This window comes from Paenibacillus allorhizoplanae (genome assembly GCF_927798215.1).
Lineage (GTDB): Bacteria > Bacillota > Bacilli > Paenibacillales > NBRC-103111 > Paenibacillus_E > Paenibacillus_E allorhizoplanae.
In genome coordinates this window covers 158363-182323 of record NZ_CAKMMW010000015.1, presented here as the reverse complement: position 1 = coordinate 182323, position 23961 = coordinate 158363, and the positions used below count along the sequence as shown (strand labels likewise).

Sequence of the window (23961 nt, the reverse complement as noted above, 5' to 3'; positions counted from 1 at the left end):
ATGAAAACTGCTACCGCTACGCTGTTAATGACAGATGTTAGCGGTTTTTTCCTCGATGGGACGTGGACACCGCCTGTTCCTGTTGCTGCTGCTCCTACTGCTCCTGTTCCTCCTCCACCGCTCAAACACCTCCGTCCCCGTAACTCGGCCTCTCTCCGACAAACTAGATGGATTTTATGCAGTTAATTCAGCCGAATTAAGGCAAATTTACCGATTAAATGGATTTCCTACAGCTAATTTGTTCCATATTATACGTATTGAGCAGAATGAGAAGAATTAGTTACATGTTTTCCATGTAAAACGAATTTTGGGCAAAATGCGCGGAAAATAGATGGAAGTTTTCCAGTTAATCTGTCTAGCGTCTTCTATGTTGCCAGAGCACAGAATAAATAGTATTTGAGAGTTCAAGATAGTATGGTACTGTTGAAGATATGACTATATTTTTAAGTATGAAGGAGATCCATACATGCTTCTGTCAAAAGGACAAAAAATAGATGTTACCAAGGGAAAAGGGTTATCAAACTTAAAATTGCAATTTGGATGGTCGGCAGACTCAAAATTGAGTATAGATTCTTCTTGCTTTGTATTATCGGCAAATAATCGGTGCGAAAAAGATGAAGATTTCATCTTTTACGGGAATCCGACTGCGCTAAACGGGGGAGTGACGCATGGTCAAGCTAGTGGACCAGACAAAGAAGCCATCTCTTTATGTTTGTCGAAGATCCCAGAAAGTACAGCAAGAATTGCATTTTCGTTAACCATTCATGAAGGTGAAAAGTTCGGATATAGCATGCAAGATGTCTCCAATAGGTATGTAAGACTTATGGATGCCGATTGTAATGAGGAATTATTTCGGTATGAATATGGATCAGACTTGTCAAAAGAAACAGCAATAGTCGTTGGGGAGTTATATAGGCACAATGAGGAATGGAAGTTTAATGCGATTGGCAGTGGTTTTTTTGGCGGATTAGCGGCGTTATGTACGAACTTTGGCTTAGTGATCGAGGAAGAGGTAGTAAAAGAAACGGTTGAAATAGAAAAGAAACCTGCCCTCTCAACGATCGATCTACGCAAGAAGCTTGTTCAAATTACATTAGAGAAGAAAAAAATGAACAATGTTGCTGCAAGAGTTGGCTTAGTGCTCGACATCTCTGGATCTATGCAACTCTTGTATAAGAACGGGACAGTTCAGGAGGTTGTAGAACGGATACTGGCGGTAGCATGTAAATTTGATGATAATGCGGCTCTGGACATTTGGGTGTATGACAACGAATTTAGTCGATTGTCTGCTGCAACAGAGCGGGATTTTGATCAATATGTGTTAAAAAATATTTTGAATAACAGAGATATCCATAAGTTTGGTCGTAATAACGAACCTCCTGTCATGGAAGATGTTATTCGTAAATATACCGTCGAAGAGGATTCGCCGCTTCCAGCGTTTGTTATCTTTATTAATGATGGCGGCGTTGTAAAATCAATTAAAAAAGTAATCGTGGAAGCCTCTCTCAAACCACTGTTTTGGCAATTCGTCGGAATTGGAGATTCCGATTTCGAAGTCTTGAAGAAGCTGGATACGATGGAAGGTCGAATCGTAGACAACGCTAATTTCATTCACATCAAGGATATTGCTAAGATATCGGATGAAGATTTGTACAATCAGCTGCTGAATGAATTTCCATTATGGCTTAAGGCAGCGAAGGATAAAAGGGTTATTCGGAGTTGACGCTGGAATAAACCAAGCAGTGGCGTAATGATGCGTAGGAAGGAGGATACGATGCAAAGAAAAAAGCAGATATGGCTAATATCCAGTATATCACTCGTGATTGTCTATTCGCTTTTGCTTCCTCTCCCTATGGCTGAATTAGCAGTAAGACGCCAAATGTTCTTTTCATTATATCCGATCGAGTCACTCAGTACCAAGGTTGTAAAGTCAGGTAGCACTTCGTTTGGTGGAGCCCAATTGTACGATGTTGGCGACATATCGCGATCTTTTATTTGGGTGAAGAAGAATTGGTTAGGCTATCGTGTGATAGGCGATGGAACCGGACCCTAACTACGCAATTTCAAGGGCTACCCCAACATTGGGTAGTCCTTTTTGCATGTAGCTAATACATTATTAATGATTTTCTGTATAGATATTAAACATTTATAGGTTATGATAGGTCCTAGTTATGGTTCTAGTCCAGTAACCGTAGAGTAGACAGGAGTTGACTATCCGCTTGATACACCTATTATCCAGGCTCGCTAGACAATGGCGGCATAATTTTAACTTGTTCCGCAAAGCCCCGGGCGTACAGTCGGTTGGTCTGAAGCTGTTGGTCTGGGCAGTTGGCGGCACAGCGATTCTCTTTGTTGGATTCAGTTTTTTTTCTTACTCACATTCGCAGCAGATTGTCATAGACAAGGTGACTTCAGCTACCAAGCAAACGGTTGTGCAATCTAGAGACACGTTAAATATTGTTTTTCGAAATTACGAGGATTTAACCTTTAGTATTTTGACTGATGAGGAAATGTTGAATCAACTGGGCATTTATGGGAGTGCGACAACAAGTCAGAATGAGAAATTCATGGCTAGGAATAAAATTGTTGAGAGCTTCGCTATTCGATTCTTTAGCAAAAGTGATATCACGAATATTCATGTGATCCCAGTAGATCCGAAGCTGAAAGAAATTACAACGGATACGCTCCATGCGGAATTAATCGAGTATAGTAAAGAAGAGTGGTTTCAGAGGGCGGTTATTGCCAATGGTGAAATCGGATGGCTCCCTACGAAAAGATATGGCTACTCGGATTTAGGACAACCCTCTTTTGCCATCAATCGGCTCATTAAATTGAGATCAGGTATGAAATATGTGCTTCTCATTGAGATCAGCTCTGAGGTATTAAAGCGTTCCATAGGTGATATATCAAGTGGAGAAATGGTTGTTCTGAATCTGGCCAATCAATTGTTGACCAGGACGAATTCAGAAATCGAAGGAGACTTCTATCATATTCCTAACTTGTTCCGAGCAAATCCAATTCATGCTGGACATCCTTCCGAAAGTAAGACGGTCAAGGTGAATGGGGAGATGCAACTGGTTGTTGCGGAGAAGATAGCGGCCAGTGACTGGACTGTACAGGCTGTGATCCCAGGCTCGGAATTGTTTAAAGATGCGAACACGATTGGCAATAGTATGTTGATAAGTATGATCGGAATTGCAATCATTACCTACTTATTTAACTACTACTTACAACGGCGACGGAATGCGAAGAAAATCCGATATATGGCTTACCACGATCACTTGACGGATTTAGCAAACCGGAAGCTGTTTATGGAGGTTATTGAAAAGGAAATTCAATCCGCGCGGCAATATAAGACGGAATTTACCGTTCTTTTTCTGGATCTGGACAGGTTCAAAATTATTAATGATACATTTGGCCATGAAGCGGGCGATAAACTGCTCATTGAAACAGCGCGCCGACTAGAAGATATCCTGGATGAATCATGTACCATCGCTCGTTTTGGGGGGGACGAGTTTCTGGTGCTGATACCGAACTCAGGGGATCCGGATGCAATATTGACAATCATTCAAGAGATTACCTCTCAGATTCAGAAGCCGGTATATTATGAAGAGAAAGAGCTTCATGTCTCTGTTAGTATAGGTGTTAGTATGTATCCGCAGGATGGAAATGATATCCAAAGTCTAACTAAGCACGCGGATACTGCCATGTACAGTGCGAAGGAAAGCGGCAGAAATAATCATAAGTTTTATAACACCGCGATGGAAAAAAATACATATGAAAAGCTGTCATTAGAAAGAGATTTGCGCCATGCGATAGAGCGGGATGAGTTATTTCTCTATTATCAGCCTCAAATCGAACTAGACTCAGGGTGTATCATCGGGGTTGAAACGCTAGCCAGATGGGATCATCCGAAGCATGGTTTCATTCCACCGTCGGAGTTTATTCCTATTGCTGAGTACTCACGACTCATCGTGCCCATCGGCAAATGGATTCTATACACAGCGTGTAAGCAAAACAAAGCTTGGCAGGATGCAGGGCTCCCTAAGGTGCATGTAGCTGTCAACTTATCGATTCACCAGTTCCAGAATTCAGAGATTATCCAAACTGTTGCACAGATCCTGGAGGAAACAGGCTTGGAGCCGCAATATTTGGAATTGGAAATTACGGAATCCATTGCGATGCAAGATGTGGAGCAGGTTATTTTAACCTTGCAAGGCTTGTATGCCTTAGGGGTGAAAATTTCCATTGATGATTTCGGCACAGGTTATTCTTCCTTAAATTATTTGAAAAATTTCCCGATTCAACGGTTGAAAATTGATAAATCGTTTCTGGATGACATTGTACGCAATGAGAAAGAACGTGCTATCGTCGGAGCGATCATCATCATGGCACACAGTTTGAATTTACGAGTGACAGCCGAGGGCGTAGAGTCTATGGAACAAGTAGCTTTATTACAAGCCTGCAATTGCGATGAGATTCAGGGTTACATTTATAGTCGTCCCATTCCGACAAGCGAATGTGCAGAATTGCTGGCAGAAAGAAGGGTGTTTGACACAACTGGGAAACAACTACAGAATGGCTAACCATTTGAGCGCGAGGGGGAAAACATGATGAGGATTAAACAACGCGAAAGGAAGAATTGGTTATTCGTTATGAATTGGATAGTGCTTGTTACCTTCGTAATGGGGTGTTCCGGTCAGGAGCATACCTTGCCAACTTCATCGCCATCTAATGACACGAAAGTAACGCTGCGCATGATCGAGAGCTTGACGAATCAGAATCGAACGGTCATTTTAAAAGGCTTACTTACCCAATTCGAAAGCCAAAACCCCAATATCCATGTGGAATTAATATCCCCCCCGTTTACGCAGGCGGATATTACCATTAAGACGATGCTGAATGTGAAGCAAGAGCTCGATGTTATGGAAGTCAGAGATATTAATGTCGCTGATCTGGCGAGTCAAGGCTATATTGATCCATTAAACACGTACATGTCTTCTTGGGATGAACTAAATACGCTGTCTAATGCAGCCAAATCGATCTCAGTTGTGGGACGTAAGAATTACTTTATCGCGAACGGCTTGTATCAACGTCAAATGTTTTACAGAAAGGATTGGCTGGAGGCTGCAGGCCTTAAACCGCCTTCTTCGTGGGAAGAGATGTATGAAACGAGTAAAAAACTAACAGACCCTGCGAAGAATCAGTACGGCTTTTCCTTTCGTGGCGCTAAAGGTTCGATTTCAACCTCGGATACGTTGATCCGGGCCTATAATGGCGATCTCGTAAATCTGGATGATGGTCAATTCCTGAATGACGGGTCGACGATATACACCTCACCTGAAGCGATGAAAGCGATGGAATTATATATGAACCTGTATAAGGATGCTTCGCCACCCGATTCGATTTACTGGGGATTCCAAGAACAGGTGGAGGCGTTCACCTCAGGTGTGACAGGTATATTGCTGCAGGATCCAGATGTTATTCAAACGATACAGGATAAAATGCAGCCAGGAACGTGGGCAACAGCCCCCTTGCCAACAGGCCCCAAAGGAAATGCGCTTGTAAGTGTAGGCGGAGCCGGATGGGGGATTGCCTCGTATTCCAAGCATAAAGCTGAAGCATGGAAGCTGATTGCTTTTCTTTCCGGAGCTAAGCAAAATACGGAATTATCCAAAAAATACGGCCTGATACCGATTCACACCTCCGCGGTTTCTGATGCATTTTTCCAAACAGGACCCTATCGAACCTTGCTCGACATGACGCTCAAGCCAGATACTTTCCTTCTCTTCAAACCACCTTTCCAATATGCAGGAAATAGCAACTGGGACAAGGTAGCGATGGAATCGGGGCAGGCACTGCTGTCAGGGAATGCCACGATTGAGGAAACGTTAAGCAAGTGGGATACTTTCTGGCAGGAACAGAAACGAACTATGGGGATTGAATTGAACAAGAAGTGAAACGTGTTAGAATAGAAGGAAGTTGATTCATTTTTTCGAAAAGGAGAACCACAAGTGATTCCAGATATAGGGAGCCTAGTTGCTGTAACTCAAACCTTAGATCAATCTGGCATTCGTTACTCGTTGGGTGGCAGTGGTTTAATGCTGAGCCTTGGTTTAACCAACACAGTAGGTGACTGGGATGTCATGGTTGATGCCCCGAAAGATCAGGTCATGAATGCGTTGCAGCACGAGCAAGTTGCAGAAATAATGAGTGGTGACTACCCATTTGGCACGGACTATAAGCTAGTTGTACAGAGTGATGCACCTCAGGTAGAGATCATCGGAGGACTCTCGGTTTATACGGATGAAGGTCTGTGCAGATTGCCCTCCATCCCGAGTGATACTTGGAACGGTATTCAAGTTGGCAGCCCTGAGGTCTGGTATGTGGCCTATGCCCTTATGAATAGGAGTGCGAAGGCGGCGATATTGCTGTCCTATTTGAAAGAAGTCGGTGCTAATAAAGACATTCTTATCAGACTGATGAATGAACCGCTTCCTGATGCGATCATGGGAGAAATCAGATTTCTGATTGAAACGTAAAAGGATGAAACAATGGCAAATCAAATCACAATTCAGGCATTAAAATATGGTAATCGTCAACATTACGAATGGAAAACAACCTTATTAGAAAAGACGGATTCACATATTGTTGTTCTAGGTGAGTACGGAAGACAGCTGCATCATTACACGAAGCAAAGTGTATTTACGATTGATAATTGGTCTATTGAATTTTTCTCATTTGATTCTTGGTTTACAGTTAGTGCTGAAGTTGTTGACGGCAGGTTAGAACAGTTCTATTGTAATATCAATCAGCCGGCAGTGATGAAGGGGAACTCCGTTTCTTTTGTTGATTTGGATTTAGATTATGTGAGAAGAAATGGTGTCTGGCAGATTGTTGATGAAGATGAATTTGCAGCCCATGCGATTCAATTCGGTTATCCCGTTGATCTGATTCAGCAAGCCGAGCAAGAGTTAGTGACTTTAAAGGAAAAGGTTGCAAAAAAGGAATTTCCGTTTGATGGTTATCTCGAAAAGTTCATGAATTGTATTCCTAGGTCATGCAGGTAATAATTACGAAACTATGGGGAGGTTTCATTTATCATGATTACGGTACAAATGATACTAGATCGCCTTATTGAACCCGTTGGACAACTAGAGAAGACAGTAGATACACTGAAAAGCGGACGGTTGGATGCGGAAGTTCGAAAAGTGGCTGTTGTATTTATGACGACGTATGCGGCAATTAAGCAAGCTGTCGAACTAGGTGTCGATCTCATCATCACGCACGAACCGACGTATTACAACCATATGGATGAAGGCGAGTGGCTTAGCGGGAATCCAGTGTATGAAAAGAAGCGTGCGCTGATCGAGGAATCAGGTATTGCGATTTTTCGTTTGCACGATTACGTACATAGCTATAAACCAGACGGCATTCTGGTAGGCATGTTGAAGCAGCTAGAATGGGAATCTTATGCAAGTTCTGAGAATATGAGGCTGCTTACATTGCCTTCTGATGAAGTGCATACCGTACGCACACTTGTTGCTCATCTGAAAAGTAAACTGGGCATAGAAAGTATGCTTGTAGCCGGGAATCCGGATCTGCCCGTGAAGCGTATGGGCCTAATGCCAGGAGCGTCCGGTGGCCGTTCTCATATTAAATTCCTCGGAAGTCAGGATATCGATTTACTGATTGTTGGCGAGACGAGTGAATGGGAAACGAACGAATATGTGAGGGATGCCGCGGATATGGGACTGGCGAAGGCGCTGATCGTAACGGGACATCAGAAGAGTGAAGAAGCAGGCATGCAGACAGTTGTGGAGATGTTACGCGAGACGTTTCCTGAGGTGCAGGTGGCATTCATGGAGTGCCCGCTTGCGGTACAGCGGATTTGAGAATGATGAAAAAGAAGCCTGTCGCTTTGCGCGGCGGCTTCTTTTTGCTTTGTGAGGCCCGCCCGCCATCCACCCTCGAGCCTCCCTTATGCGGAAATATGCTGATAAATGGAAAACATGCAGTTAATTTTGCCGAATTTCCTGAGATTGAGTGAATAGATGGAAAATGTACAGTTAATATAAGCACAATTAGTTGTATTGAGCTTTTGGCTGAAATTAACTGTATGAAATCCATCTATTGCTTGTAAATGAGTAGAATCAGCAAAATTAGCTACATAAAATCCAGTTAATTTAATTCGGTCGACGTAGCGTGGGGCAGAGGCAGTTTATAGGAGTAAGAGTAAGAGTAAGAGTAAGAGTAAGAGTGGAAGTTTTAAGCAGCAGTAGCAGTAATTATAGATTTCATGTTTAAAATAATGGCATAATTAGGAAAGTGGGTATTCCTAACAAGGATGAATGCAATTGAGGAAGGAGATCGCGATTATGCAGCGCTTTAAGTTCATGTACAAGCAATTTCTGAAAGAGCCACTATGGTTTAAACTACTTGTCCTAACCACCTTGTTAATTGCGATTGTGTTTAGTAGTTCTGGGTTTTCGACTAATGTCCAAAGTGCAGCTAAACTCGCTGCGGCGATATTTTTTTGCACCTATGCAATAAAATTCCGAAGGCAAGTTAAGATCTCTGGTGCTTTTTATGTGCTGGCAGGATTATGTTTGTATATGGCGTGGGATCGGTTATAAGCGTGGTAAAAGGGAGTAATCATATGTCTAAAATCATATTATTTAGAGGGATGGCTGGAACAGGTAAATCGACCTTATCCAGAGCATTGGCTAAAAAGCTGCAGCTACCCGTTTTGCATAAAGATGATATCTATGATTCTATCGCTGTATGTGGAGGAACACGAGATAAGAAACAAAATTCGTAAAAATCTTAGAGCGGAGACCCTCAAATCCTTTCGCTAGGGTTCTTTGGGGCGATATAGTTGGGCTATTTCGGACTATTTCATATGTAATGACACGGATAGTGAAATTAGTTTGGAATCCGACTAATAAATAGGTCGTGGGGGAGTAGGCCGAGCGGAGATAACCAACTGTTGTTGCTGTCTATGCGGGGATTTAATAGCGGCGTTACTGTCAGCGACAATGCTTCGATTGTCTAGCGTGTGCGAACTTCTATAACCGTAATAGTGACAAATTGCTAAATAACGGTTGACAATTCATGGCTTCGGAGATAAAATTCTAGACAAATAGATAACCGAGTAATCTGATTGGTTTTAATAAAATAGTATCGACACAGTCGACCGTATTAACGGAGACGTATCTTATGAACGTAATTGTTCTTGAGATACGTCTCTTTTTATTTATTCTCAATGGAAGAAAGGAAGAAGCTTCATGCGTACAACAAACAAACCAACTTGTTGCTCCGCTGCTCGAACAGAGGAACAACAAGCAACCGTTGCTCAGCAAAATACAATCAATTTCATACATATGGAATCGTTAGCACGGAGTAACAAGAAGGAACAGTTTCAAGCAGATGGCTTGATTTATTTGCCGGGAGGCGAATTCCTGATGGGCACCGATGATGCAGAAGGCTTCCCGAATGACGGGGAAGGACCCGTTCGAAAGATCGAGCTTTCGCCTTACTATATCGATGCCTGCACAGTCACGAATGAGCAGTTCGCCAACTTCGTCCGGCAAACCGGCTATGTGACGGAGGCGGAAAGGTTTGGCTGGTCGTTTGTCTTTCATTTGTTCGTCCCCGACAAGGTGAGGGAAACGGACGCCAAGCCCGTGCCAAACGTACCATGGTGGCTCGCTGTGAACGGGGCTTGCTGGTTCCGACCAGATGGCAACGGCTCTTCCATAGAAGAACGGTTGGATCACCCTGTCGTTCATGTCTCATGGCACGATGCTACGCAGTATGCGAAATGGGCCGGCAAACGACTTCCGACGGAATCGGAGTGGGAATATGCGGCTCGCGGAGGCTTAATTCAGAAGCGCTACCCTTGGGGCGATCTTCTAAAGCCGGGTACAGAGCATCTATGCAACGTGTGGCAGGGGAAATTCCCCGATAAAAATCATGCCTCCGACGGCTATGTCGGCACAGCACCTGCCCGTTCGTTCCCACCGAATGGTTTCGGCTTGTACAATACGGTTGGTAATGTCTGGGAATGGTGCTCTGATTGGTTCACAGCAGCGCCAGCTGATGACAGAATCCGGAGAAACCCGCGCGGGCCTTCTTCCGGGGGTAGCCGAGTGATGCGTGGAGGTTCGTATTTGTGTCATAAGTCGTACTGCAACCGTTACAGAGTTGCTGCGCGCAGCTCTAATACACCGGACAGCTCAACAGGGCACATGGGGTTTCGCTGCGCTGCGGATGCCTAACGCAACTAATGAAATCAAAGGAGGTGTTTAGCGGTATGCAAATTGTTATTCAAACAGAGACAAAAAGGAAGCAGAAATGGCTGCATTATCGATTGCACAAAGAGCTGTGGTGCTGGACTTTTATCGCACCGCAGTTGGCTTTGTTTCTGCTATTTACGGTGTACCCTATCGTAATGAGCTATGTGTATGCTTTTTTTCATTGGAACGGATACGGTCCTCTTCAGGATTTTGTGGGTTTCGATAATTTCAAGGAGACCCTTCTTGATCCCATATTTTGGAATGCGTTTCGCAACAGTATTGTGTTTATGGTTTGTTTGGTAGTCATTCAAGTGCCGCTTGCGCTGCTCATGGCGCTCTTGCTGAATGCAAACTGGCTCAAAGGGAAGGTATTCTACCGCACGATTTATTTCTTACCTGTAGTAACGACCACAGCGGTTGTCGGCTTAGTGATGCGATTTGCATTCGGTGCTTATAAAGGTCTGGTGAACGAGGTACTGCTGCGGCTCGGATGGATTGATCGACCTGTGGATTGGCTCGGATCCATTGATACAGCACTAGGGATTGTCATATTGGTCGGGATTTGGAAAACCTTCGGGATGAAGCTGGTGTATTGGTTAGCGGGGATTCAAGCACTGCCCAAGGAATTGTTCGAAGCGGCCCGTATCGATGGAGCTTCTGCTTGGCAATTGTTCCGATATTTGACGATACCTCTGTTGCTGCCGGTCGGAAGTGTTATCGTGCTGATGTCTGCTGTCAATGCGCTCCATGTATTTGATCTGGTTAAGACGATGACGAACGGCGGTCCAGCCTTCAAAACGGATATGGTCGATGTGTACATCTACCGGTATGCGTTCTCCGGCAATGGGGAAGCCCGTGTTGGCTTCGCCTCGGCAGCAGGCGTGTTGTACGGTATTGTGGTCATGCTTATTTCCATCATACTCGGGTTGTTTGTCAAATGGACTGGCGGACGTAAAGCGTCCGGGCGGTTATAGGAGGGTCTCACTTTGAAAAGAAAGCTGCTACGCGTACCCTTATTCGCTTTGCATACGTTGTTGATCGGCATTGGCATCATCTGGATTTATCCGTTCATTTGGATGATCGCCGCATCTTTTAAAACAAATAATGAATATATCACTTCAGGCATCACGCTATTGCCGCATAAGTTTCAATTTGCAAATTATAAACGAGCATGGGAGACGGCACATTTCTCCGTTTATTTCTGGAATACACTGATCGTTACGGTTTCAGTTGTGCTCATTGTGCTCGCTGTGTGCGCGCTAACCGGTTACGCAATTGGGCGTTATCGTTTCAGGGGACGCTTATTGTTCATAACGGCTGTCACGGCAACGATGTTCATGCCCAAGGGATATACAATAATCCCGGTTTATTCGCTCGTTAATTCTCTCGGACTGAACAATTCCCTTTGGGGCGTTATTTTGGCCGAGGCCGGCAGCGGACATATTTTGTTTGTTTTGTTATTCGTTGCTTATTTCCGTGGACTTCCCAAGGAGTTAGAGGAATCGGCGGAGATCGACGGCAGCGGTTTCATCAGGACGTTTGCGAGCATTATGCTGCCTATGGCAAAGCCTATCATTGCAACGACAGCGATCATGCAATTTATGTGGACATGGAACGCTTTCCTTATGCCACTCATTTTCACGCTCAGCAAGCCCGGTTTACGGACGCTCGGCGTAGGCATGTTTCAATTCGTAGGTGAAAATACGATGGACTGGACGGGAATGGCTGCGGCGGCAAGCATATCTTTGTTACCCATCCTGGCTGTATTTATTTTGCTGCAGCGTTATTTTATCGAAGGGGTTTCAGGCGCAATCAAGGGATGAGCATAACCAAGAAAACGGCTTTTAATTAAGAGGAGGATTACCATGAAGAAGAAATGGATGAATGGGTTAGGCGTGTTGGCGTTAGGGAGTGTTGTGGCTCTCTCGGGCTGCTCAGGAAATAATGTCGGGAGTCAGGAACAAACGAAGGAAAGTGGGCAGGAAGCGGTCGTCACGGTGTGGGGAGGAAGTGATTTTTTGAAGGGGGATGACAGTCCAGGTCAGCGTATGGTTAAGGAGTTTAATGAGAAAAACAAAGGGCACATTCGTGTGGAAGCCCGCTATATGCCTTGGGCTGAATACAATTCAGCCGTTCAAGCGGCTGCCACTTCAAACGAACTACCCGATATTTTTCAAGCTCCGCAAAATACGGATATACGTACCATTGTAGCAAATGGTTGGGCGCTTCCCTATGATGGACTTGTTTCTGAGGAGTGGAAGAAACAATTTATTGCCGGATCCTTTGCCGAAGGTGTCAACGTAATTGATGGAAAAACCTACGCTTGGCCGCTCACGGGCCCGCAGTTGAATTCGATCCTGTACTATAACAAGGATGTGCTGGAGAAGGCGGGGCTTGACCCGCAGAAGCCGCCGACAACATGGGATGAGCTGCGCAGTATGTCAAACACGATAACGGCCAAGGGCAAGGGCGATGTATTCGGCATCGTATTCGGCGGTGGAGAGAGCGGTGACGCCTCGGGCATTGGCAAATTCGTGAACGCACTGAGCGCAGGCATCGATCCACAGGCTGCTGAGGGCTTTAATTATAAAACGGGTCAGTACGCATATAGCTCCAAAGCAACGCTCGACGCTTTCGATTTCTTGCTAAAGCTTAAAGCAGACGGTAGTATACTGCCCTCTTCCTTTACTCTAAAAAGCACAGAAGCGAGTGTGCTATTCGGTCAGGGCAAGGCAGCCTTCCTGATAGATGGTCGAGCACGCATGTGGATTGCTAAGAGGGATACGCCGGATGTTAAATTGGGACTCGCAGCCGTACCGACGCCTACCGGCAGCAAGCCAACCTATTACTATGTGCAGGCGGCCCCAACCGGCTATCTTATTTCAGCAAAATCGAAAAATGCGAAAGCCGCAGCGGAATTTATTGAGAAAGGTTTTGCCTCTCCGTTATTTTATGAAAAGTACTTAAACAGTGGCGTTGCATTGACGCCAATTGACCGGATCAATGAGAATAAGGATCTGTATCCGTATCCGGAATTCGAAACGTTCCTGAAACTGCATAAAGAAGAGTTGAAGCTTCGGCCGGATTATGCGATTCAAAACCCGCAAACCGCTAAGGTAATCGTGGGCCTCGGAAGTCTCTCACAGCCGAAAATTAAGCCGGCATTCAGTGATATCTTGCAAGCTGTGCTAACAGGCGCTGAGAAAGATGTGGCACCATTGCTTAAGGCTTATGATGAAAAATTAAACAAAGGCCTTGATGAAGCTGTGAATAAAGTGAAAGCGTCAGGTGTACAGGTGAGCAGAGATGATTTCACTTTCCCTAATTGGAGTGCGGTTAAAGATTATTCATCGGAAGATTATAAGCAACTAATAAAAAAATAATTTCGGAATGGAGCTACTTTCTGTGAGCCGCAAGCCTAACATATTGCTTATTACAAGTGACCAACAGCATTGGAATACGATCGGAGCTTTTCAACCGGAAATCAAGACACCGAATCTGGACCGCCTAGTCAAGGAAGGAACAACGTTTACAAGAGCCTATTGCCCGAATCCCACGTGTACGCCGACCCGCAGCTCCTTAATTACAGGGCAATACCCAAGTCAACATGGCGCATGGACACTAGGAACTAAGCTTTCCGAGAAGGTGCATACGGTTGGTGAAGATTTTCAGAAAGCGGGCTATGAAACTGCGTTAATTGGGAAGGCGCATTTCCAGCCGTTGGCTTCGACGGAGAAATATCCATCTCTGGAGGCTTATCCGCTGCTTCAGGATTTGGATTTTTGGAGGCAGTTCGACGAATCGTATTACGGCTTTAAGCATGTAGAGCTTACCCGGAATCATACGAATGAGGCCCACGCCGGACAGCACTACGCACTATGGCTGGAGGAAAAAGGCTGTACGGACTGGCGTAACTATTTTCTGCCGCCGACAGGCACGATGGATCCCCAACAAGTTCACAAATGGGCGATTCCTGAAGAGTATCATTATGATACTTGGATTGCTGAACGCACAAATGCACTACTTGAACAGTACCAGTCTACGGATCAGCCATTTTTCATATGGGCTAGCTTCTTCGATCCACACCCGCCTTACCTTGTGCCGGAACCATGGGATACGATGTACAATCCGAATCAGTTAACGCTTCCGAAGCTGCAGCAAGGAGAGCATGCTGCCAATCCGCCACATTTCCGTTTGGCACAGGAGGAAAAGCCGGATTTCTCCTCGTATCGAGAGTCTGGTTTCGGAATGCATGGCTTCCGTTCTCACCTCCATAATGAGGAAGAACTTCGTAAGGACATTGCAGTATACTACGCGATGACGAGCTTAATGGATAAATATATTGGACGTATTCTCGATAAGCTGGATCAGCTTGGTCTTGCCAAAGATACGTTGGTCGTATTCACGTCCGATCACGGCCATTTATTCGGGCATCATGGTCTCATCGCCAAAGGGCCATTTCATTATGAGGATCTCATTCGTGTTCCGATGATCGTTCGTTACCCCGGTCATGTCCCGGAAGGACGCGTGTCGGCTTCCATGCAATCACTCGTTGACTATGCACCGACCCTGCTAAGCTATGCAGGCTTGCCAATTCCTTCCTCCATGACGGGGAAAGACCAACGGGAGGTTTGGAACGGGAGACAAGAGGCAGCGCGTGACCATATCCTGTGTGAGAATCACCATGAACCGACGACCATTCATTTGAAAACATACGTTAATGAACGTTACAAACTCACGATTTACTACAATCATTCATATGGCGAGCTATTTGATCTTGAGGAGGATCCGGAGGAAGTGCGGAACCTATGGGATGAGTCGGAGCACGAAGCTTTGAAGTCTAAGCTGCTGCTGCGGTATGCATGGGCGGAGCTGGGGAAAGAACCGACTTGGATGCCTAGAATCGCCAATGCTTGACGAGAGAATATTTTCTATTTGGCAGTGAAAAAGAAGGAGATGAATGTATATGGCAAACGGACAAAAAGCTTCACAACCGAATGTTATCGTATTCTTTACTGATCAACAGCGTTGGGATACGACTGGGGTTCACGGTAATCCGCTTGGACTTACGCCCAATTTCGACCGAATGGCTGCACGGGGCACGCATTTGTACAACTCGTTTACTTGTCAGCCAGTTTGCGGCCCGGCGCGATCGGTGTTTCAGACGGGCTTGTATCCGACGACGACGGGCTGTCACCGCAATTCAATTCCGCTGCCGGAAGGAACCCAGACCATGGCGCATTATTTCCGAGACGCTGGATACAAAACCGGATATATAGGAAAGTGGCATCTCGCCGGCGAGAATCCAGTTACGGAGCGGGGACGGGGCGGTTACGAGTATTGGCTAGCGGCGAACGCCTTGGAAATGACATCGGATTCCTATGATGCGGTTCTGTTCAATAATGAGAATGAACGAGTAAAGCTGCCTGGTTACCGAGTTGATGCATTGACAGACGCAGCGATTCGGTACATCGATCAGGAAAAGGAGAATCCCTTCTTTTTGTTCCTTTCATTCCTGGAGCCACATCATCAAAATCATCGGGACGACTATCCGTCGCCTGACATTTACCAAGAAGCTTATACGGGGAGATGGACTCCTCCTGATCTAGCTGCGCTAGGCGGAACAAGCGCGCAGCATTTGGGCGGCTATTACGGGATGGTGAAGCGGCTTGATGAAGCGCTTGGACGATTGTTCGATGCCGTCAAAAGCTTGGGAATTGCTGAAAATACGATCATCTTGTTTACTTCCGATCACGCCTGCCATTTCAAAACACGTAACAGCGAGTACAAGAGGTCGTGCCATGAAAGCTCCATCCGTGTGCCGACAGCGGTGATTGGCCCGGGCTTTGACAGTAGGGGGCAAATTCGAGAGCTTGTCAGCTTGATCGATCTGCCTCCTACGCTGCTTGATGCAGCGGGCATATCGGTGCCGGAGGCGATGCAGGGAAGATCAATTCTCCCTGTATTACGTCGGGAGACAGCGAGTTGGCCCGATGATGTTTATGTGCAGATTAGCGAGGCGCAGATTGGAAGAGCGATTCGAACTTCCCGATGGAAATACTCTGTATCGGCCAAAGATCCGATTGGTGATGTACCAACCGCCGATTCCTACAGTGAAGAATTCTTATACGATCTTCAAGCAGATCCTTATGAACTGACGAACCTGATCGGGTTTGAATCACATCGCGATGTCACAGCTATTCTGAGAGAGCGACTACTCCGAAGAATGGAAGCGACGGGCGAACCGAAAGCTGAAATTGTAGAAGCGCAAAGCAAACGGAGTGGACAGCGACGCGTGTCAGAATCCGAATCACGTGTGTAGAGAAAGGAGAACAGATATGAGCAATTCCATCCTTATCTTGTCAGATGAACATAACCCTTTTTACTCTTCCGTATACGGACATCCGTTTCTTCGTACACCGAATATGGAACGGCTTGCAAGCAGAGGCACGGTTTATGAGAATGCGTATTGCCCCTCCCCTCTTTGCAGCCCAAGCCGCAGCGCTTTTTTTACGGGCAAGAGAGTACATGAGCTCCAAAACTATAGCAATTGCAATCTTGCTTTGCCAACGGATGCTCATTCCTATGGCCAAGTGCTGGGAGAGCAAGGCGTTCACACGGTCTATTTCGGTAAATCGGATGTTTATGACGATATTGAGCGCTTGGGTTTTTCGGAGCTTCATTATACGAAGGAGCGGCAACAGCCGGGAGATGTCAATTTTCATCGCAGACCGCTTGCCATCCGTAAAGGGGCAGCCCAAAGGGCGAACGGCTATGGTGTTAAAGATGAAGCTTTTTACTCTGATGTAAAGATTATGGACGCGGCACTGGAGTGGTTGACGAATGTCGCTCCTTCCCTTACCAAACCATGGAATTTGACGATTAATTTAATTAATCCGCATTTCCCTCAATGGAATACACAAGCTTATTGGGATCTGTATCCGGAAGCTGCTGATCTACCTCGGTACGGCGTCAATGAGGAGAGTGCCAATCATCCGTATGCGAAGGATCTGCGCGATCATTTCGAAGCAGACTTGTTTACAGAGGAGCAAACACGCGGACTGCGACGCGGTTATGCAGGTAACGTCGCGTTTATAGATGATCAGCTTGGAAGGTTGCTAGATGCAGTGGATGCAGGTGCGTTAGCAGAAAGCACGCAGGTCATCTATACCTCAGATCATGGCGAAATGCTGGGCAAATTCGGGATGTGGTGGAAATGCTCCTTATACGAAGACTCCGTACGTATTCCATGCATAGGGGCAGGGCCGGGGTTTGCGCAGGGCGTGCGGGTAACGACACCCGTCGATTTGCACGACGTGCAGGCATCCATGTTCCACGCTGCAGGTGTAACAAGACCTATGGAGTGGGCAGGAAGCCCGCTGCAGCAAATCGCTCTGGAGGACCCCGAACGTGTCGTATTTTCCGAATACCATGGTCATGGAACTCGTGCGGGCGCCTACATGATACGCAAAGGATACTGGAAGCTTATCTATTACATAGAAGCGCCGAATCAGCTGTTCCGTCTAGATACTGACCCAGATGAACTATGTAATGTGTATGAGCAATATCCAGAAAAGGCGGCAGAGCTTGATGCGGAGCTCCGGCGAATATGCTCGCCGGAAGCGGAAGATGAGAGAGCGCATCGGTTCCAAGAGAAACAGATTGAGCTGCTAGCAAGCTATCTAACATAGAGATCATTCAGAACGAAGGAGGGGAGCAGATGAAAGAATATGGCCACGAATATGCCGAATACCTGTACCATACGCCTTCCGAATTCGAGAAAAACGGAGGTTTATGGATCATAAGAGCTGGGCAAAACAGGGCCAAATCAAATTACCAAATTGGCCCTAAAGTAATCGAGTGCTATTCATTGCATGCTGTGATTTGTGGTACGGTTTCGCTTGTGCATGGCAACGAAACCGTTCACCTGCGTAAAGGCGATCTTTTCTGTCTGTACCCCGGGCTTCGGTATAGCTACCAACTGGCCGACGCCAAGGATGTGCAACAGCTTCGGATGTATTGGCTGGCTTTCCAAGGCAATCAAGCGGAGCTCTTTCTTAATCGAATCGGCTTAAGCAGGGAGAAGCCGTATGTCAACCATCGATGGATGCCGGAGCATTCGCAGATCATGAACCGCATTCACAGCATGCTGCGGGATCGTATCGCGTATGACGAGGTATTGTTGCAACTGAAGCTGTATCAGCTGTTCGAGTCGTTAATGGGTAAGACAGAGGAGCAGACGAGAAACCTAGAGAATATCGACTGGCTGGAGCGGTGCAAACAATACATGGACACCCACTACATGGAAGGCATCGCTGTTACCCATGTTGCAAACGTTGCTGGCGTACATCGCTCCCATTTGTATCAGGAGTGCATCCGCCTGCTCGGTTTCAGCCCCATGCAGTATTTAATTAAGCTGCGGATGGAGAAAAGTATAGAACTACTAAAAGACAGAGAGTTCAAGGTTACGGATATCGCGTTATCAATTGGGTATCCGGACGTATACTCTTTTTCCCGGGCGTTCAGTAAATATTTCGGGATGTCGCCCACACAATATCAAACAGGCGCAACGAATTTGTAGGAGACAAATTGATAAACGTGGCAATCAAAATGACATTTACCATTCGAACATAGTTCCGTTACACTGGTATTTGAAATACCAAGTAATTTACTTTGTTTTTAACATTTTGTAGGGATTGGGGGATTCGGTATGAGGAAGAAATTGAAAGTTGGCGTGATTGGAATCGGCAATATAGCTGCTATTCATCTGGAGGCCTACCGTAATCATCCTGAAGTGGAAATTGCCGCTCTTTGTGATATTGTCTATGAAAAAGCAAAACACTCGGCATTAGAGTTTCATGTACCCAGTGTCTATACCGACTATCGGGAGCTTCTCAAACAGGAGGATCTAGACTTTATCGATATCTGCACACCGAATGCGTTTCACGCAATCATTGCGGTTGACGCTTTAAATAAGGGTAAACATGTGTTTACAGAGAAGCCGGATGCCATTGATGTGGAAGGAGCACTGCGAATGGCGGAGGCTGCCAGCCATTCAGGCAAGCATCTCATGGCTATGCGTAATAATCGCTTTGCTCCAGGCGTACAGTTCCTTAAACGGTTCATTGATCAAGGGCTGTTGGGCGAAGCATACACAGGGCGTTGCGGGTGGCTGCGAAGGCGCGGAATACCCGGCAAAGGAGGATGGTTCACGACACGAGAGATATCCGGCGGTGGGCCACTCATCGATTTAGGCGTACATTTCATCGATGTCGCTATTTGGTTAATGGGTAATCCGAAGCCAGTCAGCGTTGTAGGTGCAACTTATGCCAAGTTTGCGGAATCTTCCTTGTCGGATTCCATTCATAGCGGTTATGGCGAAAAGCTGGAGGATGGCGTCTATGATGTGGAAGATTTGTCGTCTGGGTATATTCGCTTTGATAGTGGAGCGACGCTGCAGCTCGAATTCAGCTGGGCTTCAAATGTAGAGCAGGAGGAATCCTTTGTCGAGCTGCGCGGAACTAAGGCGGGGTTTTCACTGCGCAAAGGAGAAGTGAAGTTATTCTCAGAAATAGCGGACACCATGTGTACAACGACTCCTGATTTATCCAAGGCTAAGACAGGCGGGAATCATGCAAAGCATCTCCATCATTTTATCGATGTGCTCCAAGATAGAGCAGAGCCTATAATACGGCCTGAGCACGGCGTCGATATGATCCGTATATTATGCGCCTTGTATGAATCAGCCCGAACAGGCAGAGAAGTCAGGTTGGACGAGGAGAGGGAATAATTCCTTGAAACAGAAATTTGCCATTCAACTACACACAGTACGGAAAGAGTTTGAGCATGATTTTGCAGGTGTGCTACGGGAATTGGCGGCTATGGGTTGGGCAGGTGTCCAGATCGCACAGTTGTACAATCATGATCCGCATGAAATTGCTGCTGTTATAACGGAGACAGGTCTTCGTACAGCTGGTATGCATGTCGGTTACGAGCGGCTTAACAATCAGCTGGACAACGTTTTACGTGAGGCTGAGATTTTCAAGACACGCGACCTCATTTGCCCGGCGCTGCCTCCAAGATTGCGTAATGAACAGGGATTTAGGGAGGCTAAAGGAGTCTTAAATGAAATTGCTCGTAAAGTAAAGGAACAAGGGATTCGTATCCATTACCATAACCACGCTTATGAGTTTGAGACGAGAATAAATGGCAACTCTGCTCTTTCTTTTATGTATGATACGACGGACGGCAGCGATATTTATGCAGAACCGGATGTGTATTGGGTGAAGAAGAGTGGGATTGACCCTTATTCATTAATCAAGATGTACCCCTATCGCATGCCCTACATTCATCTAAAAGATATGACTCAGGGAGACAATCCAACATTCACAGAAATTGGAACAGGTATTATTGATTTCAAGACTATTCTCTTATGGGGCGAGCAGCACGGTATAGAATGGTATGTAGTCGAGCAGGATCAATGCGAGGGATCGGCAATGGACAGCGTAGCTATTAGCTATACCCAGCTGATGTACCTTTCAGAATTGAAATCATAAATCCGACTATTCTCATGTGCATTTAGTGGAAAGGGGGGGCACTTGTGAGCAAACCGAATATTTTGATCTTTATGACGGACCAACAGCAGGCGGGGGTTATTGCCAGAGATCATCCTTGTCAGATGCCGAATGTTAGAGCGCTGGCGGATAATGGCATTACGTTCACGCAGGTCTATACGACGATGACACACTGCTGTCCTTCCCGAGCCTCTTTCATGACAGGCAAATATCCTTCGCAGCATGGCGTCTACAACAATGTGAGTAATGCTGCAGCATTGCGCCGTGGACTTTACCCAGGTGTCACCACATTCTCAGAGGGGCTTAAGTCCGCAGGATACCAGCTCTATTTTTCTGGGAAATGGCATGTTTCTGCGGAAGAAAATCCTGTAGATCGAGGTTGGGAAGAACTTCTCGTCACAGCGGGACAGGATGCGGTGATGGGCATCACCATAGAAGGCTGGCAGGAAATAAATCGTAATGTCCAGATCGAACCGAGGCAGCCAGGAGAAATTGTACGGCCAGGTTGGGGCAATTACAAGCTGTATGGCACTTCGAAAGTGGAATACGAGAATACGAGAGACTACCGGGTGGTACAAAGTGCGGTGGAACAGTTGGAGAAATTAACAAAAGACGAAACACCCTGGTGCATGTATGTGGGGGTTACTGGGCCTCATGATCCTTTTCAAATCCCCGAAAAGTATGCGCGGTTGTACGATTCATCACTTATTCCGCTCCCGCCGAATTACTATGATTCCCTTCAAAACAAGCCAGGGATATACAAGAGGATGCGCAAGGTTTGGGATCAACTATCGGAGGAAGAGGTCAAGGAGTCCATTGCTTATTACTGGGGCTACTGCACCATGATCGACGATCTGCTTGGCGAAGTGCTCGGGGCTTTGGAGCGAACCGGTCAAGCGAATGATACACTGGTAGTTTTCCTATCGGATCATGGTGACAATGCTGGAGCTCACGGCTTGTATTTAAAAGGTATCAGTCCGTTTGAGGAAACGTACAGACTGCCTTGCGTACTTCGCTGGCCAAACGGAATAGCACAGCCGGGGAGAGAGGTTGATGCATTGACAAGCATTATGGATTTTGCTCCGACCTTTCTAGAGGTAGCAGAGGCGAACAAGGATATTCCCTTAGATATGAAGGGATTCAGTCTGACGAAATGGTTTGCAGGCGAGGAGCCAGAGCCAGGAACGTGGAGAAAAGCTTTATTTACGCAGTGTAACGGTGTAGAAGTTTACTACATGCAGCGGATCGTTCGGACGGAACGGTATAAGCTGGTATATAATCCCACGGATGTCGATGAGTTGTACGATCTTCAGGAGGATCCTTACGAGCTTTGTAATTTGGCGGATGTACCAGAGATGGAGAAAATCAAACGATCATTGTTTATGGCAATGTGGAGAGAAGCCGCTGACGCAGGGGATGTTATTTTTAACCAGTACCCTACGGTGGCTTTAGCAGAATGGGGACCAGCGTGCGCTATAGGAAAAACAGTATAAGGGCAGCCTGCAACGTCACGTACGGAATGAATAGAGATGCGAGAGGAGTATCAAGATGAGAACGAACACATGGTTGAAGTTGGGATTAACCTTCGCAGTAGGGATAGGAGCTTTGACGGGGTGCAGCAGTGGAAGCAAGGAGAAGCCAGCCGCTACAGCAATTACAAGTGCACAAGAACCTTTAGCGATCAAGGTGATGACCATCCATTATGAGGACCAGCCTCCGATGGAAGGCAACCAGGCTAAGGACTATATTGAGAAGAAAAGCAATGTGAAGCTTTCCATGGAATTGGTGCCGGCTGCGACCTATGACGAGAAACTGAATGTCACGATGGCGAGCTTGGACCAGTATGACTTGATTCTTTTGAAATCAGGTATTAAGGATCCTAAGTTTGAGAAGTTGGCAAGACAAGGAGCCTTCTACGATCTGACATCCTTGGTCAAAGGGAAAAAGAATTTGGAGCAAAACATTCCCGAAACGGCATGGAAAGCTTCCAGTGTTAATCAAAAAATTTATGCCATTCCTAGACCCCAATACGCTTATGGCAACGGATCAGCTAACGTGATTATGCGTAAGGATTGGCTTGATCGCTATGGCCTAAGCGTACCGAAAACCATAGATGAGCTGACGAATGCCCTAAGAGTATTCCGCGATAAAGATCCGGTAGGTGGAGGGAAAACGATTCCCTTCGTCACTTTTGCTGCTCAAAACGATGATGCTAAGTCTATTTTTGGCGGAATGGCACCGATTAAATTTGCATTTGGTATGCCCAATAACTACAAGGTTGAAAACGGTAAAGCTGTATACGCTATAGAGACTCAGGAATATAAAGATTATTTGGACTGGTTGAAACTAGCATGGAACGAGAAGCTGTTCAATAAAGACGCTGCTCTGCTCAAGAATCAACAAAATAAAGATAAGTTTCTTGCTGGCGAAGCAGGGGCACTTGTCTACCATGTAGGTTTGCTAGGCAGCAGCAACTACGACAAGCTCAAGAAGGTAGATCCGAAGGCTGAAATGGTTGTTCTGCCTGCTATTGAAGGCGCCACTGGGAAAAAAGGCGTGAATCAAAGTTTGGGCTTTTTCGGATCTTGGGTGATTCCTTCTACTGTAGCCAAGGAGAAAGCGGAGCGCATCGTAGAATTTCTGAATGCTCAGGCTTCACCGGAATACGAGTATTATCGCAATGGTGGGATTCAAGGCGTTCATTCCACTGATATTAAAGATGGGATTGTTAGTAGGACATCTGAACAAGAGAAGCTTGGTGAGAAGGAGAAGCCTTCGACCTTCTTGCTGGAATGGCCGTTAGACCCTTATAACTATGCCAACTCAACTGACCCGCAGGTAAACAAGCTGCAACGTAGTATTCTGGACAGCTTTAAAAACATCGGCGTGCTGGATACGTTCTCTGGGTTAATCTCGCCTACCGAGCAGAAGAATCCCGATCATGAGAAGAAAGTCGATGCGCTCGGCTTGAAATATGTGACAGGGCAAGCTGGATGGGATGCTGTGCAGAAAGAAATAACCGCTTGGCAGCAGACGAATGGTAATCAGATTGGCAAGGAACTACTGGAGCTTTACCAACAATAGCTATG

At 46.0% G+C, this 23961-nt stretch carries 22 protein-coding genes and 1 pseudogene; all 23 read left to right on the top strand.

Annotated elements, in window-relative coordinates:
* The gene (locus tag L6I86_RS22740; RefSeq protein WP_236290719.1) at positions 1-186 is read left to right on the top strand and encodes a hypothetical protein; all 186 of its coding nucleotides are present in this window, start codon (positions 1-3) and stop codon (positions 184-186) included.
* 280 nt (positions 187-466) lie between these two features.
* Positions 467-979: pseudogene (locus L6I86_RS22735) on the top strand (TerD family protein); the annotation flags it as partial.
* Positions 980-1108: 129 nt separating this feature from the next.
* Positions 1109-1723 carry a vWA domain-containing protein gene (locus L6I86_RS22730; protein ID WP_236290728.1) on the top strand — a complete coding sequence of 205 codons (615 nt, stop codon included), beginning with the start codon at positions 1109-1111 and terminating at the stop codon, positions 1721-1723.
* A gap of 51 nt (positions 1724-1774) precedes the next feature.
* Complete coding sequence (locus L6I86_RS22725; RefSeq protein ID WP_236290718.1) at positions 1775-2053, top strand: hypothetical protein; 279 nt, start codon at positions 1775-1777, stop codon at positions 2051-2053.
* 166 nt (positions 2054-2219) lie between these two features.
* The gene (locus L6I86_RS22720) at positions 2220-4586 is read left to right on the top strand and encodes a bifunctional diguanylate cyclase/phosphodiesterase (RefSeq protein WP_236290717.1); all 2367 of its coding nucleotides are present in this window, start codon (positions 2220-2222) and stop codon (positions 4584-4586) included.
* A gap of 27 nt (positions 4587-4613) precedes the next feature.
* Positions 4614-5960: an ABC transporter substrate-binding protein gene (locus L6I86_RS22715; RefSeq protein ID WP_236290716.1), complete on the top strand. Its 1347-nt coding sequence runs from the start codon at positions 4614-4616 to the stop codon at positions 5958-5960.
* A gap of 54 nt (positions 5961-6014) precedes the next feature.
* Entirely contained in the window at positions 6015-6542 is a 528-nt protein-coding gene (locus tag L6I86_RS22710; protein ID WP_236290715.1) for a hypothetical protein, read from the top strand.
* Between the two features lie 12 nt (positions 6543-6554).
* On the top strand, positions 6555-7070 hold the full coding sequence (locus L6I86_RS22705) for a DUF402 domain-containing protein (protein WP_236290714.1): 516 nt from the start codon (positions 6555-6557) through the stop codon (positions 7068-7070).
* Between the two features lie 33 nt (positions 7071-7103).
* On the top strand, positions 7104-7895 hold the full coding sequence (locus tag L6I86_RS22700; RefSeq protein ID WP_236290713.1) for a Nif3-like dinuclear metal center hexameric protein: 792 nt from the start codon (positions 7104-7106) through the stop codon (positions 7893-7895).
* A 483-nt stretch (positions 7896-8378) separates the two neighbouring features.
* Positions 8379-8636: a hypothetical protein gene (locus tag L6I86_RS22695; protein WP_236290712.1), complete on the top strand. Its 258-nt coding sequence runs from the start codon at positions 8379-8381 to the stop codon at positions 8634-8636.
* A 23-nt stretch (positions 8637-8659) separates the two neighbouring features.
* Positions 8660-8821, top strand: coding sequence for an AAA family ATPase (locus tag L6I86_RS22690; RefSeq protein ID WP_236290711.1), 162 nt, complete (start codon positions 8660-8662; stop codon positions 8819-8821).
* Positions 8822-9287: 466 nt separating this feature from the next.
* Complete coding sequence (locus L6I86_RS22685) at positions 9288-10280, top strand: formylglycine-generating enzyme family protein (RefSeq protein ID WP_420851916.1); 993 nt, start codon at positions 9288-9290, stop codon at positions 10278-10280.
* 35 nt (positions 10281-10315) lie between these two features.
* On the top strand, positions 10316-11272 hold the full coding sequence (locus tag L6I86_RS22680; RefSeq protein WP_236290710.1) for a carbohydrate ABC transporter permease: 957 nt from the start codon (positions 10316-10318) through the stop codon (positions 11270-11272).
* 12 nt (positions 11273-11284) lie between these two features.
* A complete protein-coding gene (locus L6I86_RS22675; protein WP_236290709.1) occupies positions 11285-12121 on the top strand; it encodes a carbohydrate ABC transporter permease in 837 nt (278 codons plus the stop codon).
* A gap of 42 nt (positions 12122-12163) precedes the next feature.
* Positions 12164-13681, top strand: coding sequence for an ABC transporter substrate-binding protein (locus tag L6I86_RS22670; RefSeq protein ID WP_236290708.1), 1518 nt, complete (start codon positions 12164-12166; stop codon positions 13679-13681).
* Positions 13682-13688: 7 nt separating this feature from the next.
* Entirely contained in the window at positions 13689-15215 is a 1527-nt protein-coding gene (locus tag L6I86_RS22665) for a sulfatase family protein (protein ID WP_236290707.1), read from the top strand.
* 49 nt (positions 15216-15264) lie between these two features.
* On the top strand, positions 15265-16620 hold the full coding sequence (locus L6I86_RS22660; protein ID WP_236290706.1) for a sulfatase family protein: 1356 nt from the start codon (positions 15265-15267) through the stop codon (positions 16618-16620).
* A gap of 16 nt (positions 16621-16636) precedes the next feature.
* Positions 16637-17989, top strand: coding sequence for a sulfatase family protein (locus L6I86_RS22655; protein WP_236290705.1), 1353 nt, complete (start codon positions 16637-16639; stop codon positions 17987-17989).
* A 29-nt stretch (positions 17990-18018) separates the two neighbouring features.
* Positions 18019-18879 (top strand): AraC family transcriptional regulator, encoded by an 861-nt coding sequence (locus tag L6I86_RS22650; protein ID WP_236290704.1) that lies wholly within the window; start codon positions 18019-18021, stop codon positions 18877-18879.
* Positions 18880-19008: 129 nt separating this feature from the next.
* On the top strand, positions 19009-20088 hold the full coding sequence (locus L6I86_RS22645) for a Gfo/Idh/MocA family protein (RefSeq protein ID WP_236290703.1): 1080 nt from the start codon (positions 19009-19011) through the stop codon (positions 20086-20088).
* 4 nt (positions 20089-20092) lie between these two features.
* Positions 20093-20854 carry a sugar phosphate isomerase/epimerase family protein gene (locus L6I86_RS22640; protein ID WP_236290702.1) on the top strand — a complete coding sequence of 254 codons (762 nt, stop codon included), beginning with the start codon at positions 20093-20095 and terminating at the stop codon, positions 20852-20854.
* Positions 20855-20898: 44 nt separating this feature from the next.
* Complete coding sequence (locus L6I86_RS22635) at positions 20899-22365, top strand: sulfatase family protein (RefSeq protein WP_236290701.1); 1467 nt, start codon at positions 20899-20901, stop codon at positions 22363-22365.
* 55 nt (positions 22366-22420) lie between these two features.
* Positions 22421-23956 (top strand): type 2 periplasmic-binding domain-containing protein, encoded by a 1536-nt coding sequence (locus L6I86_RS22630; protein WP_236290700.1) that lies wholly within the window; start codon positions 22421-22423, stop codon positions 23954-23956.
* Positions 23957-23961: the final 5 nt, after the last annotated feature.

Coding starts and splice junctions, on each gene's coding strand:
- L6I86_RS22670 (WP_236290708.1), top strand. CDS start 12,164: ATGAAGAAGAAATGGATGAATGGGTTAGGCGTGTTGGCGTTAGGGAGT.
- L6I86_RS22645 (WP_236290703.1), top strand. CDS start 19,009: ATGAGGAAGAAATTGAAAGTTGGCGTGATTGGAATCGGCAATATAGCT.
- L6I86_RS22715 (WP_236290716.1), top strand. CDS start 4,614: ATGAGGATTAAACAACGCGAAAGGAAGAATTGGTTATTCGTTATGAAT.
- L6I86_RS22705 (WP_236290714.1), top strand. CDS start 6,555: ATGGCAAATCAAATCACAATTCAGGCATTAAAATATGGTAATCGTCAA.
- L6I86_RS22700 (WP_236290713.1), top strand. CDS start 7,104: ATGATTACGGTACAAATGATACTAGATCGCCTTATTGAACCCGTTGGA.
- L6I86_RS22730 (WP_236290728.1), top strand. CDS start 1,109: ATGAACAATGTTGCTGCAAGAGTTGGCTTAGTGCTCGACATCTCTGGA.
- L6I86_RS22655 (WP_236290705.1), top strand. CDS start 16,637: ATGAGCAATTCCATCCTTATCTTGTCAGATGAACATAACCCTTTTTAC.
- L6I86_RS22725 (WP_236290718.1), top strand. CDS start 1,775: ATGCAAAGAAAAAAGCAGATATGGCTAATATCCAGTATATCACTCGTG.
- L6I86_RS22630 (WP_236290700.1), top strand. CDS start 22,421: ATGAGAACGAACACATGGTTGAAGTTGGGATTAACCTTCGCAGTAGGG.
- L6I86_RS22665 (WP_236290707.1), top strand. CDS start 13,689: ATGGAGCTACTTTCTGTGAGCCGCAAGCCTAACATATTGCTTATTACA.
- L6I86_RS22680 (WP_236290710.1), top strand. CDS start 10,316: ATGCAAATTGTTATTCAAACAGAGACAAAAAGGAAGCAGAAATGGCTG.
- L6I86_RS22685 (WP_420851916.1), top strand. CDS start 9,288: ATGCGTACAACAAACAAACCAACTTGTTGCTCCGCTGCTCGAACAGAG.
- L6I86_RS22660 (WP_236290706.1), top strand. CDS start 15,265: ATGGCAAACGGACAAAAAGCTTCACAACCGAATGTTATCGTATTCTTT.
- L6I86_RS22690 (WP_236290711.1), top strand. CDS start 8,660: ATGTCTAAAATCATATTATTTAGAGGGATGGCTGGAACAGGTAAATCG.
- L6I86_RS22695 (WP_236290712.1), top strand. CDS start 8,379: ATGCAGCGCTTTAAGTTCATGTACAAGCAATTTCTGAAAGAGCCACTA.
- L6I86_RS22650 (WP_236290704.1), top strand. CDS start 18,019: ATGAAAGAATATGGCCACGAATATGCCGAATACCTGTACCATACGCCT.
- L6I86_RS22740 (WP_236290719.1), top strand. CDS start 1: ATGAAAACTGCTACCGCTACGCTGTTAATGACAGATGTTAGCGGTTTT.